Source organism: Chryseobacterium sp. Marseille-Q8038, assembly GCF_965111995.1.
In genome coordinates this window covers 587,873-603,385 of record NZ_CBCOPN010000001.1, presented here as the reverse complement: position 1 = coordinate 603,385, position 15,513 = coordinate 587,873, and the positions used below count along the sequence as shown (strand labels likewise).

Genomic DNA, 15,513 nt, shown 5'->3' with positions numbered 1-15,513 from the left:
GAATTAAAGGTGAATTTTCATTTTGTAAAAGTATATCATTCAGCATTTTTCAAAAAAAATATCGTGTAGATATAAGTTGTTGAGCCCACATAATAGTACTACCTGATTGTAGTCAAAAAAGGATTATTGTGTAAATGGTAAACGGTCATAAGAATGAAACTCAAAAAATAAAAATCCGGAGAAAACAGTTTCTCCGGATCTAATATTGTTCAATTTTATGTCAACTGATTTCAGACAACTCAGTATATTGAATAGCATGAATTCGAAACAAATTAGCAGTCTGAATTATTGTACCAACTGTAATGTTCCATCTGCAGGATTATACAATGTCCCAACAATTTTTATCTTTCCATTATCCTCCATTTCCTTAAGGATCGGACTTTTCTTCCGTATATCATTGAGTGCTATTTTAATATTATTTTCGGAAACGAACTTTACAAACTCATTGTTTTTTGAGTTTTTCATTCCTGTAAAACCTAGACTTATATTCACCGCTGGTCTTAGCCTGTAAAGTGTCGCTGCAATATTACCAAACCTGACATTGTCAATAGCTGCTTTTACAGCTTCACAATGTTGATGGCCCATTACCACGACAAGTCTCGCACCCTTAACCACACAAGCAAACTCAATACTTCCCAACACCTCTTCATCTACAAAATTTCCAGCTACTCTTCCCTCAAAAATATCTCCCAAACCCTGATCAAAAATATCCTCCACAGAAACAGCATTATCTGAACAACTTACGACCATAGCTTTAGGAAACTGACCCGTTATAAGCTTTCCTGTATGTTTTGTATACACTCTCTTAGTTACAATTTCATCCTGGAATCTTTTATTTCCTTCCATAAAATCTTTCAGAACCTCTTCACCTGTCAGTTTATCCTGTTGTTCTTTTGTCACTACATGAGAAGAAATCTTTGACTGAGTCTTTCTATTTTCTGCTTTTTTACATGAAACTGCCAATCCAGAGAGTAATAGACTTAATAAAATAATTTTTTTCTTATTCATCATGAGCTGTGCTTGTTAATTTATCTTTAAACCGGGTTACCTTAATAAGTGTATCTTACTCAACAGGATGAGGCGTATATCTTAAATAAGATTTAATTTCCCTAACTCCTTTAGGATATAATTGTCTTGCATCCTCTGTTGAAATAGCGGGAGGAATAATGACATCATCACCAGCTTTCCAATTAACCGGAGTTGCTATCGTATAAGTATCCACTAACTGTAAGGAGTCTAGAACCCGTATTATTTCATCAAAATTCCGGCCTGTAGATGCAGGATAAGTAATCATTAAACGAATAATTTTATTGGGATCAAGAATTAACAAGGAACGAACTGTTGCTGTTGCAGATGCATTAGGATGAATAAAATCGTAAAGCTTTGAAATGGCAAGATCATCATCAGCAATGATTGGAAACTGAACACAAGTCATTTGTGTTTCATTAATGTCTTTGATCCAATTCTGATGATCTTCTACCCTATCAACACTTAATGCAATCACTTTAGTATTGCGGCGATCAAATTCCGATTGCAACTTTGCTGTCATTCCCAACTCCGTAGTACATACAGGGGTATAATCTGCAGGATGAGAAAATAAAATCCCCCATGAATTCCCAAGATAATTATAGAAATCTATTGTACCAACAGACGAATCAGCCTGAAAATTTGGAGCAGTATCACCTAATTTAATTGACATCATTATTTTTATTTTAATTGATCATAATTATTTGCAAAACTATTTATAAACTGATGGATTAAATAATGCAGCCCGTAAACATTACACTATAACAATGTAAATATTAATGGCGGGAAGGAATAAATTTTCTGGAAAGAAAAGGCATAAAAAAAGCTCCTAAAAAGGAGCTTTGTGACCGCAGAAGGATTCGAACCCTCACTGTCGGAGCCGAAATCCGAAGTTCTATCCATTAAACTATGCAGCCTATTCCAGGTAGCAGATTGTAGGATTTAGGTAACAGGCGCCGGGCCTTTTTACATCTATCCTTCTACCTTTAGAAAGTAATTTTCACACCTCCCAGAATCTGTGCACCCAGGACTTTATAGCCTTTGTACGTCTGGTATTTTGAGCTCAGAAGATTATTTCCGAGTGCGAAAATACTGAAATTTTTGTGAATTTTATACTCTGCAGAAAGATTTAAATCAGCATAACCACCAACTTTATCGTTTGTATTTTCTGTAGACTGGAAAATTACATTCGGAGCTCCTACCCCTTCGATTGCATAAGAATTTGTAGTTCTGTCACTTGCAAAGATTCCTTTGAAACCTAACAATAACTTTTTGTCAAGCATAGTATATTTTGCCCCGATGCTCGCATTGAACAGTGGAACGTTATAAATGTTGTCGTAATTCTTAAGATCGTACTTTGTAAATCTTAATTCTCCATCTAAAATAAGGTTAGCCAATGGGAAATACTGCACGCTACCTTTGATATCACTTACATTTCCATCGTCATATACTGCGGAGAATGTATTGGCAAAATTGTAGGCAGAACGGTTAACAGAGGTATTGTCAAAAAGACCGTTGGCTTTAAAGAACATAATATCTCTCATCTTTCCGTACCCTGCAGAGAAGTCGTATTTCAGCGTTTCGTCAATATCACCTCTCAATCCTACATAAAAATGATATTTCGTCTCTGTAGGCTTTAAAAACTGGTCAGAAAGGATGAATGGATTCGTCTGCAGCATATCCCCGTAAGTATTCAGCTTTAAACCTCCGTCTACCCCTCCGTAGAATTTAAATTCTTTGGCAGCCGCAAACTGAAATTCTGCCTGTGGAAACCAATACGTTTTATTGTTTTTCTGCTGTTCCAGCTGATCATTAGAGTTTTTAGCATTCAGGAAAGAGAATGAAGAACCTAAGGTTAAATAAGAATCCCCTTTTCTGAACGTCACTTTCGGAGTCAGGCTGGTATTGAAGAAATTGGAAGAGTTTTTATCCCTGATCGCAAAATCGGTCTTCACAGCATCCAATCCTACTCCAAGATCAGCATTCAGATTGATTCCTGATTTTCCTAATTCTACCGCATGTTTGGAGAAATTGGCAAGTATGGAAACCTGGTTTTCCTGAGCATCAAAATGATCTTTAAGGAAAGAAGATTTTACCCTTACATCATTTAAAATTTCGTTGGAATAAAAATCATAGTAACCGTTTACTTTAAACTGATTGACTTTCTGCTTCAGATCCAGTTCACCCGTTGGCTGCATGGCATAAATACCGTAGTAATTATAGCTGTCTAAACCATATTCCGCATTGATATTGAATTTTCCTTTTTCTCCATAAGAGTTTAAGAAAGCTCCGATATTCGCTGAAGTCTGCCCGGATTTCCAGTCGTAATCTTTTTTAAGACCATTGGTGGAAAGTACATGAACATCTGCTCCTACTTCAAACTTATTTTCAAGGGTTTTTGAAACGTTTCCGTCTACCAGCACCTTCCCGTAATTACCCATTCCGAACTGGAAGTAATTATTCTGAGCCGTTCCGTCAAATTTCGGAGCAACATCTTCCCCCTGAATGGTAGACGTTTTGAAGTCTGAAACAGCAGGAACATCTGTGATGGTATACTTCACAGGGGTTTGCGATTTCTCTTCCGGCGGATAATTTTTTATGGTTTCCACAGAAGTTTTCTTCTTCTCGATCTTCTTCACTTCCGGCTCTCTCTTTTTGTTAAGAACCAGTTTTTCCTCCTTGATCTGGGAAAACGCCACTGACGAAATTCCTAAAAATAATATGGATAATATTTGAATCTTCTTGTTCATATTTTCTTTATTTGAAAAAAATATATAACGGGTTTTATTTATTGGAAGCAATATAATTGCCTAATAAAGCTTTCCCTGACTGTTTTGAAAAAGTTCTCCCTAGTCTGAATATATTAAACAGCCAAAGGCTTTGATAAACTTGTAATTTGTATTGATAATTTTTTGTTGTGCTGTTCTCAGCTACATCATAACTGTAAGAAATATCGTAAGGAAATCCTGAAGGCAGTAATCCCACTGTAAGCATACTTCCAATCATAGGATTTCCGCATGGAGGAGTACGGGTCAGCATGGGATGCAGTGTTATTTTAACTGCATGGGTACTGTCATCTACAATTTCATAAATATCAGAATGTTTTAAAATGTTAAACTCTTTCTCAAGATCCTTATTCACTACAAAAGCCTTTTGCTTAGGAAAATCAGCTTTTGCGTGGTTATACTCTTTAGGATATGCACTGTACGATGGAATGCAGCTCCAAAGAGAAGCAGAAATTAAAAAAGAATATGTGGCAATTTTAAACACCTTCATGTCCTATTTCTTAATCTGTTTTTTAACTTCTTTAGCTTCAGCAACAATTTCAGGGAAATCCTTATAATTGGTAATGATCTGGTCACATGTATAACTTGCCTGATAGTTATCTTTCAGACCGATATAGTTTTTCGCCATCAATACCAGGGCTTTCGCTCCCCAGAATTCTTCTGATGCATAGTTATTGGCAAGCTTAAAGATCGTTTCATTAGAAGATTTGAAAGCCTTTCCTTTATTCTGATAATACGCTTTAGCATACAAAGCTTCCGCAGCTACTGAAGTGTTGGATGATTTCTCAAGAGAAACATAGGCCGCCTGAGCATCTTTATCTTTTCCTGAGTTCATCAGACTTCTTGCTTTGATCACTTTTGCCGTTTCAATTACCGCTGCTGAGTTTTTAGAATTAGCGATTACTGCATTAGCTAATTTTTCAGCTTCAGAGAAGTTATTTTCTTCAGCATACAGTTTCATCAGCTCTACATTTGCATAGTTTTTAATGCTGATATTGGAAGAGTTTTTAATGCCTTCAAGGTACTTTTTCGCTTCCGCAGTATTGCCTTGTGCGATAAAGATTTGAGCTAAACGAGTTTGTGCATCATCCTGGTAATCATTCTGAATTCCAGCAACTTCCTGAAGAACAAGTAAAGCTTTAGTTGAATTATTGGTTTGGTAGTAACTTTCTCCTAATTCATACTTCGCCTGATACAATCCCTCACCTGTTGGATTCTGTGTCAGATACTTTTCGTAGTAAGAAATTGCATTTTTATAATCTTTCTTCGCGAAATATTGTTTACCGGTAGATAGGTTGATTTCATCAATTTCTGCAGCATCTACATTCACCCCAATATTTCTTGCAAAACTTTCATATCCGGAAACATCTCCGTTTTTCGTAAAGATAGGTTTTGCAGCCTGAACAACCTTTTGAGCATAGGCTGTATTTTTATACTGCTCACCCAAAGATTTAAGCTCAGAAAGTGCTTTATCGTTTTGATTCTGATCAATATAATTCTGCGCTCTGTAAATAGAAGCATTGGCGATCAGATCTTTGTCCGAAGATCCTTTAATTACTTTTCCGAAATAATCATTGGAATTGACAAAATCATCCTGAGCAGCATAGGCTGTTCCTATTTCATATTGAGCATCATCATAATATTCGGAATCCGGATATTTTGATAAAAGGTTTTTAAGGTTAGTAATCTTCGCCTGTGTATCTCCTTTAAATCCTAAAGCCATGGCTTTTTGGTATAAAGTATAATCCGTAGCATCTTCATTTTTATCATAGATGGCAATTGCTTCATTCAGGTCATTATTCGCATAATGAATATCTGCAAGACGAAGTTCTGCATCATTTTTAAATTCCGGCTTCGGATTGGTAAGATATTGTTTGAAATACGTTGATGCCTGATCAAATTTCTTAGATTTAAAATAAGCATATCCTAAATCATAAGGCAACTGCTGTTTCTCAGGGAAGTTTTCGGTAAGAAGTTTCTCGTAACGAACAATGGCAGACGGATAATTCCCTTTCTGGTAATACACCTGTGCCAGCCAGTATAAAGCCCGGCTGTTGAATTCCTTATTGATATTGAAACCAAGACTTCTTAAGAAATATTTCTCAGCTTCATCATAGTTTCCTTTGTTGAACTCTTCAGTTCCCAATAAATAAGAAACTTCCTGATCTACTTTGTTGATTTCAGGCGTTGAACTCTGCAACCTGTCAATAGCATTCAGCGTTTCTTTATAGTTTCCGGAATACAGATATGATTTCACCAATAAAGATCTCATTTCTGTGGCATTGGCTCCATTCTGATTATCATTGATATAACTTTGGATTACCGCAGAAGGACTTTCAAACGGGTTTCCGATATCATAACTTAGTTTTGCATACTGCTCATGAGCCAGCTTTTTCACTTTCGCATCATAATCCATCTGATAAGAAGAACGGAATGCTGAAAGAGCTTCCTGCTTTTTATCTACTGCCAGATAAGCATTTCCTAACTGGTAGTAAGCATTCTGTGCTAAAGCCGAATTACTGTTCAGAAGCTGGTTGTAATAGGAAACCGCTTCATCATATTTTTTAAGCTGTGCAGCCACAAATCCCATCTCATACAAATCGTTTTCAGACGGGTTCTGCTGTACGCTGAGATAATCTTTCAAATGCGGATAGGCAGAAGTGTAATCATTCTTCATGAAGTAACTCTCCCCGATGATCTTGTGAACTTCCGCTTTATAAGAATCTGAAATATTTTCGTTTAACAGAGCATTTCCTTCTGTAATCGCCTGATCGTAGTTCTTGTCATTATAATACATCTGTACATAATAAGGACGTACCAGCTTAGAGAATTTATCCTGATCTTTTACAGAGTCAAAATATTGGAAAGCTTTATCATTCTGTCTGTTGCTGTAATATAAATGCCCGAGCATGTAAGCGATATCTCCTTTTTGAGAATGATCTGCTGTTTTATAAGCTTCTTCCAGAGCATCAATGGCGCCTTTAGAATCACCCGTCATGAATTTTGCATAGCCAAGCTTCAGAATATACTGTGTATTCTCTTCTTTTGAAAGCTGATACTGATTCACTTTTTTTAAAGTTTCCAGCGCCTTGTCAAAGTCTTTTTTTGCCAAGTAATAATCCGCCAAAGGAAGATTAGCCTGCGCAAAATAAGCAGAATTCGGATATTCTTTCATGAAAGCGGTTAATCCTTCTTCAGCATGATTTTTCTGAAGAATCACACCAATTACATTATCAAAAAACTGCGCACCTTCCTTTTTCGAGCGGGACAAATTCTGATTATAGAAGTATTGTCTTGCATATTCGTATTGAGAAGCGTTGTATATTTTAGTTTGATAAAGATTTTCGGCTAGATTAAACCTGTAATTTTCTTTCTGGGTAAAATATTGGGACTGTTGAGCATCGGAGATTCCGAAATAGATTACAGCAGCCGCTAAGAGTATTTTTTTTGATTTCATTCTTCTTGATATAAGAAAATTAGTCTAAATAAGTTAACGAAAATATTAAAAACTTATTGTTTAAGCAAGTATTAACAGAGTTAATGGTTGTTAATATTCATTCCATAACAATGAAAATTTTCTCACTACACAATGATAAAATTTACTACTTTCGTCTGATAAAACATAAACAATTTTAATAAATAGTTATCAAAAACCTATTTCGACCGGATACTTTTTTGAACAGCAGCGAAAAACATACCATAAACAAACTATATATGAAATTTAAGATACTTTTAGCATTAATTTTTGTAAACCTCCTGCAGGCGCAAAAATTTCACTTTCCAAAGGCAGCTGTCGCAGACTCTGTTATATTGGAAAAACAGATGCCGGGACTTGCTCAGCAAGTGATACCCCAACTTCAATCCGCCAAATACAAACCGGAAAATACGGTGGATCTTATGGACAATCTTTTCCGTTTACAGATGGTGGCACAGGATTATAAAAATTCGTTAGTTTCTCTTTCCGAAAACCGTAATCTTTTTGCTGATCATAATATGGGAGGCTATAGATATATAGGATTCGAACTGTACAGCATGGCTAAGATGGCCCAAAAAGAAAATAACACTTCTTTTTCCGGTGCACTCCAGAAAGTATTCAATCAAAAATATGAAAGCCTTCCGGAAAAACTGATTCCCAGACTTATCCTTGCCCTTGACGGTGATGTAAGAGAATCCCGAAAACAATTGAACAAACTACTGGATAAACAAAAAGATAAAGACAGCATTGATTACAGAACGGCTCTTGCATTATGCAAAAGCTACCTGAGTTATAAAACCTATTCTGGCATCAAACCTCAGGTGATGCAGCTGCTGGATTCAAAAAATAAAGAAAGATTTATTACTGAAATCAGAGATTTAAAATTAAAAAATGGAAATACCTTAACGATTACCATTGTTCGAAAAAAAGATAATACCTCTCCGCTTCCTGTTATTCTTACTAATAATATCTATGCTGGGCCTATTGATGATTTCTTCGGAAAAAGGGCTGCTACTTATAATTACGTAGGCGCTGTTGTCAATACCCGGGGTAAGAGAAACAGTAATAATGTGAACAATCCTTTTGAGCATGAATCTGAAGACATTTATGAAGTAATAGACTGGGTAAGCAAACAACCGTGGAGCAACGGAAAGGTAGGAATGATTGGAGGAAGTTATTTGGGATTCAGCCAGTGGGCGGCAGTAAAAAAACTGCACCCTGCATTAAAAACTATCGTGCCTCAGGTTGCCGTAGGAATCGGGATCGATTATCCGGCTCAGAATAATATCTTCATGAGCTATATGCTGCAATGGATACAGTATGTAACCAATAACAAATTTACCGATGAAAAGGATTTTGCCAATGCCGTAAAATGGGATTCTATTAATACAAAATGGTACAAAAGCGGGAAATCATTCAGATCTTTAGATACAATAAGCGGTAAGCCAAGCAAAATATTCCAACGATGGCTGGATCATCCGGGATATGATCAGTACTGGCAGAAAATGGTTCCTTATAAAGAGGATTTCTCTAAAATCAATATTCCTATTCTAACGACAACAGGATATTATGATGATGATCAGATAGGGGCACTGTATTATTTCAAGCAACATCATCAGTACAATAAAAATGCAAACCATTATCTTGTCATTGGTCCTTACAATCATGGAGGAGCACAAAGTTTCGGATTTACTTACGTGAATGGCAATCCTATTGATCCGGTAGCCAGAATAAGCATTGATGATCTTGCCTTTTCATGGTTTGATTACATTCTAAAAGGCGGAAAAAAGCCGGAAATATTAAAAGACAGAATCAATTTTCAGGTGATGAATACCAATACCTGGAAGCATGTAGCTGATCTTGACAAAATGCATACTTCTTCTTTGAAATTTTATCTTCAGGACAAGAAAAATACATCTTCGGTATTCAATAAACCTGAGACTCAGAATTTCACTCAACAAACGGTTGATTTTAAAAACAGGGATCAGAAAGAGATCTATTACAAAGTCAGCAAAAAAGACAGCATAAAAGTAACGAATTCTATCACTTTTGAAAGTGAAGTATTGGATAAAGATATGATCATCAGTGGAAATCTGTCAGGGATCTTCAATGTTTCCATCAATAAAAAAGATTTTGATACGGATACTTACCTGTATCAGATTCAACCGGATGGAAAGTCTTCGTTATTGTCCACTCATATCGTGAGAGCCAGCTATGCAAAGAATAATGAGAAACGACAGCTGCTTGAGCCTAATAAAATGGAACAGATCCCGATTAACAACTCTTATGTGATGAGCAAAAAGATAGAAAAGGGAAGCAAACTTCTACTGTTGGTCGGCGTTAATAAAAATCCCAACTGGCAGATCAATTATGGATCTGGTAAAGATGTAAGTGATGAAACGATCAAGGATTCCGGGGAACCTCTGGAGATAAAATGGTATAACGACAGCTACGTGGAAATCCCTGTTTGTAAAGATTAAAGCCTTTTGTTTGAGCATTTTTCCCCAAATGTTCTTAACAACTGTTAACATCAAAATAAAAAATCATTACATTTGCTTTTTTTCAAATCAAATATAGTTATTGAATGAGTCAACTTTTTAGAAGAAAAATCTATTCAGATACAGATACTTCAACGGGACTTTTAAGGGTCTTAGGTGTATGGGACATTGTATTTTTTGGTATAGCGGCCATTATTGGAGCTGGAAGTTTCAGTAGTTTAGGAGAAGCCGTTTTCAGAGGTGGTCCCGGTGTAATCCTGCTATATTTGATTTGCGGCTTTGCCTGTGGATTTACGGCTTTATGCTATGCTGAATTTGCCAGCAGAATTCCTACGGCAGGATCTGCCTACACCTATGCCTATGCCAGTTTTGGAGAGCTGATTGCCTGGGTAATTGGATGGGCCCTGATCATGGAATATTCTTTCGGAAATATTTATGTAGCCTTTTCCTGGTCAGATTATTTTACGAGCTTCTTAGGACGTCTCGGAATGCATATCCCTGATTATCTGACCTGCAGTTATACGGAAGCCAGAAAAGCCGTTCAATATGGTTCAGAAAACAAAGAACTTTTAAGTGCATGGAATACTGCTCCATTGATTGGAAGCTTAAAGTTCATTGTAGATATTCCGGCATTGGTTATCAATGGTTTGATTACATGGCTTTGTTATGTGGGAGTAAAGGAAAGTAAAAACTTCAATAACTCTCTGGTTATCTTAAAACTGGCAGTGATCATACTGGTAATTCTTGTGGGCTGTGCTTATGTCAACACTGAAAACTGGACTCCAATAAGCCCTACAACCGGAACACCATCCTTCATGCCTAATGGTTTTGCAGGAGTAATGAGTGCCGTATCCGGTGTATTCTTCGCTTATATCGGATTCGATGCTTTGAGTGTACTTTCTGAAGAGACCAAAGATCCACAGAAAACCTTACCAAAAGGAATGATCATCTCTCTTGTACTGTGTACGGTGATCTATATTGCATTGACGCTTGTATTAACAGGAATGGTGGATTACAAGAAATTCGATGGTGTGGGAGACCCGCTTTCATTCATATTTGAAAAAACAAATGCTAATGTAGCCTGGATGGAACTTATTGTTTCCTTTGTTGCTATTGTTGCCATTACCACTGTATTATTGGTATTCCAGATGGGACAGCCAAGAATCTGGTACGCAATGAGCCGTGACGGATTGATGCCTCAGAGATTTCAAAAAGTACATCCTAAATATAAAACACCATCCTACGCAACAATCGTTACCGGGGTTGTAGTAGGAATTCCTATTCTGTTTACAGATAAAACATTCATCCTTGATTTTACAAGTATCGGAACTATTTTCGCATTTGTATTGGTGTGTGCCGGGGTACTTCTTCTTCCTGCTAAAGAAAAAATAAAAGGCAGATTTCACCTTCCTTATGTGAATGGTAAAATCATCTTCCCTGTTATTTTTATCGGTGGTTTGCTGGCTTTCTACAAATGGCAGCCGGAGTTTTTTGACAACCTGATGAACTGGTCAGATCCTAATGAAGGAGAATTCAGAGCTTCTATTTTCTTCTTTATCATCATCAACCTGATCTTATGTGTTGTGACTTTTGTAAAGAATTTATCATTAATTCCATTGATTGGATTAAGTTCATGTCTGTACCTTCTTACAGGAATGAGCCATGAGAACTGGTTCTGGTTCGGGATGTGGTTCCTGATTGGTATGGTGATTTACTTCTGCTACGGATACAAAAACAGTAAACTGGGAAAAGAATTAAAGAATAGCTAAATAAACAAGCATAATTGCGAAAAGGCAAAATGGCAAAGAGGTTAAACCTGATGGAGAAACTGATTTGCGATTTTGCCTTTTTCTTTTTTTATCCTCTTTCAAAATCGGCAGAATTATTGCTTTAACTTCAATAGAATCAATAAACTAGATTGCCATGACCGAAAGAATTAAAACATATAGAGAGTTTTACCAGTTTTATCTTACTGAACATAGTAAAACAGGAACCCGTATTTTTCACTTTATCGGAACATTTCTCGTATTTTTCGTTATATGGTATGTTATAAGTTCCGGAAAAGAAAGGTTTCTATGGTATATTCCCATTGTAGGCTATGGATTTGCGTGGTTTAGTCATGCTGTGATTGAGAGAAACAAACCTGCTACTTTCAAATATCCTTTATGGTCTTTAATTTCTGATTTCAGACTGTTTTTTGAACTGCTTATTGGTAAACAGAAATTCTTTACATCCAATAATCAGCCTCAGAATTAAGGGTAACCTTAAACTTTTCTCTTATTTTTTTGCTTAAAATTATTTAGTGTTGGAAAACGCAAAGGCGCAAGAATTCATATTTTGCGTATATTTTAAGGCGCAAGAAAATCCCAGATTTTCAGCAAGTAATATTATCAATTTCCCAAAGATCACATTAGAAGTGAGAGGTTAAGAATATGCAGTATCCAATTTTATCAAAGATAAAATCCTTGCGTCTTACATACACTTGGTTTGTAAAAATCTTAGCGCCTTTGCGTGTTCAAAAAAACTTATACTTAGTATTCCAAATTCTATTTCTCTATTGAGATTGCTTCACCTTCGGTTCGCAATGACTATGCGTCGGTAGAATTCTGTTTGTTCTGATGAAGTTTTTTCCCTATCAGATATCCCAATGAAGGCAGAATGAAAGATAATACTACCGGGAATATCAATGCCAGTCCTGAACCCTCAAGAATAACCGTTAGAGAGAAAAGATATCCGTTATACACAAGCAGTGCCAGTGTAAAGAAAAAACTGTCACTATTACCATTGGAAAGGATATTAAAATGGCTTCCAAACTGATCAAATAAACCAGAACAGATGAATAAAAATACATTCACAAAAAATACCCACAGAACTGTCCTGTAGATCATCTTCTTCTTTGCATTCAGGTATCCTGCAAAGATCAGAAAAAGAGACAGGATTCCGGAAACGGTATAATCCAGGCCGGACATTGCCACCTCACTTCCGGTTCTTCCAAAGAAATATATAGCATAAAGCAGAATATTCAGGAGATAGATTATTGTTACATAATTCATACGTCAAAAAGTTTAGGGTTTACCATCAATATTTTTTTTCAAGTATGTCGTAGTGAACTGTATTTACTATTTTTTCAGCAAGAGCATCTCCATTCACACTTGTACGTTTAGGAATATAACTTGAAAAAGTTATTGTATGATCTTTATTCAATGTCACTTCCACCTCTTCAAGAATATTTTGGTCATCTACATAGAACTGAATTCTGTTTTCTACAATCCTCCAAAATGAAAGTCTGGGTTCTGAGGGACTGCAGTCACCTGTTTTTCCTTCCACATAATTATAAATGGCAAAACCATCTTCCCGGATCGCATAATTCCTCATCAAACGGCAGTTATCAAATTGTTTTATCACCTTCCTGTTATCTTCATAAAATCCGGATTCCTTCAGTTTCCAGAATCCTGTAACATTTTCTTTAGTTAATTTTTGCGCCTTCACCAATGGAGAAACCGCCATAAAAAACGCAAGAACAAATATCTTGTGCATGGGTTAATTTTATAATTGTATGATTTTAAACGAATATATCCTTAGAATAAAAGTTTCAGCGGCGGCTTCGCCGCCCGCTGAAACTTTAAACTTTGAACCTTAAATTTTGAACTTTGAATTTAAAGTTTTATTTAAATTTCTTCTTAAAGCTGAATTTAAGCATATTCATCAGTCCTGGCTCAATAATGTCTATTCCCAGTCCGAAATTACTGTCTGCAACAGTATGATGGTCAGTTCTGAACTGTTCAAACTCATTTTGCGGAATCTCAAGATTGACCAGAGGGTGGTATTCTATAGATACACTTGCCCCGTTTTTATGTACTTTTTTACGGCTTTTATAGTCAAAATATGGATTTGTAATGGTACTTTCCTGAATGGTATATTTTTCTTCCGTATCAATTTTCTGATCTGTATGCAGATTGATTTCATATTTCTCACTATCGAAATTATGCCAGAATGGTAAATCTTTGTGCATAAAGTCTCTTGCGCCTGCCTTCACTACATTTCGATCAAAGTACATCAGAAAACGGTTTTTCTGAGGATCTACAAAATATGGATTCTCAACAACAGCTGTATATTGAATCTTAACTTCATTCAGCCTTTTATCATCACTTACCACATCAATTGCAGCATCTTTGAATACATTTCTGACATCAGTACCATTTCTGTCTCCTGAATAATTAAGCGCATAGAAAAGGAAACTGTTCCAGGTATCTATAATTTCTCTTTTATTGGTACTTTTAAAATACCTTCTCATCGCATTGGCTCTGCTTCCTTTGTAAGTAGTTGACAACGTAAGATTTCCGGTATTTCCCTGTGCATTCAGATCTACTTTTTCATCAATACAGAAATAAGGGAATTTATAAGATTTCCTTACCTGCAGTTCCTGATCTTTTTTCACTTCCAGATAATGCATAAAATACATAAATCCTCTGTTTTCAATCAGTCCGAATTCATCACGGATAGTAGCATCAATAAAATACTCTTCGCCTTTATAGTTCACTTTTACGACAACATGGTTAAAGTTTAGCAATGATGGCAGATAATATTTAATATAATAATCGGTATTAAAATTCACCAGTACAACAGAGGCATCTACTCCTATATAATCAAGGATTACTTTTAACAGAACGGATTTTGCTTTACAGTCACCCTGTTTATTTTCATAGGTTACTGACGGCTCCTGCGGCTTATGCCCATTCATTTCATCAGCATTGAAAATATAATAGATGTGGTTCTGCACATATTCTATCGCAAACTGCAGTTTTTCATCCTGATCAGCTATGGCGTCCAGTTTTTCAACCAGATTCGGTGCAAAATCCTGTAAAGAAGATGCATTGAAAATCTCCTCATAGATGGGTACAATATAGTTGGAAAGATCTTTCCAGTTACTGTCTGTAGCGAAATCTATATAAGGAAAAATTTCACGTCCAGAATCTACAGGATTGATATAATTCTGTTCTTCAATAACAAACCTTTCTCCTTTTTTCAGGAAGCTCGTTTCCGGCTCAAGAACATGGCCCTGTTCGTCTCTGAAAAATGTTTTTTTGTAGGCAATAGTCTGTTCACGTTCGTTGATAAAAGTGAATGTAAAGCGGCCATAAGCCCAGTAATTATCAGGACTTACCCAAACGTATTTTGAGAATTCCTTTCTTAGAAAATCACGGTCTGTGAATTCTTTAATTCTTGAATCTTCCAGAATCAGTACATCATACAGTCTGAGATCTTTGATGGTAATATTGATCTTTTTATTGCTGCTCAAAACTCCTCCACTACTTTGATTCTCACTGTCAAGAACTTTAATTTTAGTATCCGGAATCTTATCAATCAATACTCCGTCTCTCAACACACTGATTCTGTGAATCTGATACACTTCATTCTCTTCCACAATGACATCAGAAACCGAGGCTCTTTCAAGGTTTCCAGGTTCGTTCAGGGTATATGCCATACAGACATATTCACTGTTTTCTTTATTGCTTGTATAGTATTTTTTGTCTAAAAAATAGCAGTAATCACGACCTTCATCAATTTGTCTCTTGGCAAATTCGGAGTCTTTGATTCGGTTTTTTATTTCCTCATCCCCGATATTTCCTGCCCACATTTCAGGTTTTTGAATCCTGTAATTTTCAACTTGCATTTGATTTTCCATATTTATTATAAGAATTATGTTTTGTGGTTAGTGTTTAAGAAA

11 protein-coding genes and 1 tRNA gene are annotated in these 15,513 nt (G+C 36.1%); 3 read left to right on the top strand and 9 right to left on the bottom strand.

The window, feature by feature from the left end; translation table 11 throughout:
- Nucleotides 1–285: 285 nt before the first annotated feature.
- The 6 genes from ACWPWS_RS02805 to ACWPWS_RS02780 form a co-directional block, all read right to left on the bottom strand.
- Nucleotides 286–1,011, bottom strand: a complete 726-nt coding sequence (locus ACWPWS_RS02805; RefSeq protein ID WP_454045405.1) for a carbonic anhydrase family protein — start codon at nt 1,009–1,011, stop codon at nt 286–288.
- A 52-nt stretch (nt 1,012–1,063) separates the two neighbouring features.
- On the bottom strand, nt 1,064–1,702 hold the full coding sequence (locus ACWPWS_RS02800; RefSeq protein WP_454045404.1) for a peroxiredoxin: 639 nt from the start codon (nt 1,700–1,702) through the stop codon (nt 1,064–1,066).
- 169 nt (nt 1,703–1,871) lie between these two features.
- Nucleotides 1,872–1,943, bottom strand: a tRNA-Arg gene (locus ACWPWS_RS02795).
- Nucleotides 1,944–2,012: 69 nt separating this feature from the next.
- Nucleotides 2,013–3,776 (bottom strand): TonB-dependent receptor, encoded by a 1,764-nt coding sequence (locus ACWPWS_RS02790; protein ID WP_454045403.1) that lies wholly within the window; start codon nt 3,774–3,776, stop codon nt 2,013–2,015.
- A gap of 34 nt (nt 3,777–3,810) precedes the next feature.
- A complete protein-coding gene (locus ACWPWS_RS02785; RefSeq protein ID WP_454045402.1) occupies nt 3,811–4,302 on the bottom strand; it encodes a hypothetical protein in 492 nt (163 codons plus the stop codon).
- Between the two features lie 3 nt (nt 4,303–4,305).
- On the bottom strand, nt 4,306–7,269 hold the full coding sequence (locus ACWPWS_RS02780; RefSeq protein WP_454045401.1) for a tetratricopeptide repeat protein: 2,964 nt from the start codon (nt 7,267–7,269) through the stop codon (nt 4,306–4,308).
- Between the two features lie 257 nt (nt 7,270–7,526).
- On the opposite strand from ACWPWS_RS02780, the gene ACWPWS_RS02775 reads away from it, so the two are divergent.
- From ACWPWS_RS02775 to ACWPWS_RS02765, 3 genes are all read left to right on the top strand, one after another.
- The gene (locus ACWPWS_RS02775) at nt 7,527–9,767 is read left to right on the top strand and encodes a CocE/NonD family hydrolase (protein ID WP_454045400.1); all 2,241 of its coding nucleotides are present in this window, start codon (nt 7,527–7,529) and stop codon (nt 9,765–9,767) included.
- 104 nt (nt 9,768–9,871) lie between these two features.
- A complete protein-coding gene (locus ACWPWS_RS02770) occupies nt 9,872–11,554 on the top strand; it encodes an APC family permease (protein WP_454045399.1) in 1,683 nt (560 codons plus the stop codon).
- 154 nt (nt 11,555–11,708) lie between these two features.
- Nucleotides 11,709–12,041 carry a DUF962 domain-containing protein gene (locus tag ACWPWS_RS02765; protein WP_209784045.1) on the top strand — a complete coding sequence of 111 codons (333 nt, stop codon included), beginning with the start codon at nt 11,709–11,711 and terminating at the stop codon, nt 12,039–12,041.
- 332 nt (nt 12,042–12,373) lie between these two features.
- Here ACWPWS_RS02765 and ACWPWS_RS02760 read toward each other — a convergent pair whose 3' ends face one another.
- The 3 genes from ACWPWS_RS02760 to ACWPWS_RS02750 all read right to left on the bottom strand — a co-directional run bounded on the left by ACWPWS_RS02760 (nt 12,374) and on the right by ACWPWS_RS02750 (nt 15,471).
- Nucleotides 12,374–12,838: a hypothetical protein gene (locus tag ACWPWS_RS02760; protein ID WP_454045398.1), complete on the bottom strand. Its 465-nt coding sequence runs from the start codon at nt 12,836–12,838 to the stop codon at nt 12,374–12,376.
- A gap of 25 nt (nt 12,839–12,863) precedes the next feature.
- On the bottom strand, nt 12,864–13,322 hold the full coding sequence (locus ACWPWS_RS02755) for a lipocalin family protein (protein WP_454045397.1): 459 nt from the start codon (nt 13,320–13,322) through the stop codon (nt 12,864–12,866).
- A 127-nt stretch (nt 13,323–13,449) separates the two neighbouring features.
- The gene (locus ACWPWS_RS02750; RefSeq protein WP_454045396.1) at nt 13,450–15,471 is read right to left on the bottom strand and encodes a hypothetical protein; all 2,022 of its coding nucleotides are present in this window, start codon (nt 15,469–15,471) and stop codon (nt 13,450–13,452) included.
- Nucleotides 15,472–15,513: the final 42 nt, after the last annotated feature.

Bases quoted from the DNA above. Each gene is read 5' to 3' on its own strand.
- ACWPWS_RS02805 (WP_454045405.1), bottom strand. From the start codon at position 1,011: ATGATGAATAAGAAAAAAATTATTTTATTAAGTCTATTACTCTCTGGA.
- ACWPWS_RS02800 (WP_454045404.1), bottom strand. From the start codon at position 1,702: ATGATGTCAATTAAATTAGGTGATACTGCTCCAAATTTTCAGGCTGAT.
- ACWPWS_RS02790 (WP_454045403.1), bottom strand. From the start codon at position 3,776: ATGAACAAGAAGATTCAAATATTATCCATATTATTTTTAGGAATTTCG.
- ACWPWS_RS02785 (WP_454045402.1), bottom strand. From the start codon at position 4,302: ATGAAGGTGTTTAAAATTGCCACATATTCTTTTTTAATTTCTGCTTCT.
- ACWPWS_RS02780 (WP_454045401.1), bottom strand. From the start codon at position 7,269: ATGAAATCAAAAAAAATACTCTTAGCGGCTGCTGTAATCTATTTCGGA.
- ACWPWS_RS02775 (WP_454045400.1), top strand. From the start codon at position 7,527: ATGAAATTTAAGATACTTTTAGCATTAATTTTTGTAAACCTCCTGCAG.
- ACWPWS_RS02770 (WP_454045399.1), top strand. From the start codon at position 9,872: ATGAGTCAACTTTTTAGAAGAAAAATCTATTCAGATACAGATACTTCA.
- ACWPWS_RS02765 (WP_209784045.1), top strand. From the start codon at position 11,709: ATGACCGAAAGAATTAAAACATATAGAGAGTTTTACCAGTTTTATCTT.
- ACWPWS_RS02760 (WP_454045398.1), bottom strand. From the start codon at position 12,838: ATGAATTATGTAACAATAATCTATCTCCTGAATATTCTGCTTTATGCT.
- ACWPWS_RS02755 (WP_454045397.1), bottom strand. From the start codon at position 13,322: ATGCACAAGATATTTGTTCTTGCGTTTTTTATGGCGGTTTCTCCATTG.
- ACWPWS_RS02750 (WP_454045396.1), bottom strand. From the start codon at position 15,471: ATGGAAAATCAAATGCAAGTTGAAAATTACAGGATTCAAAAACCTGAA.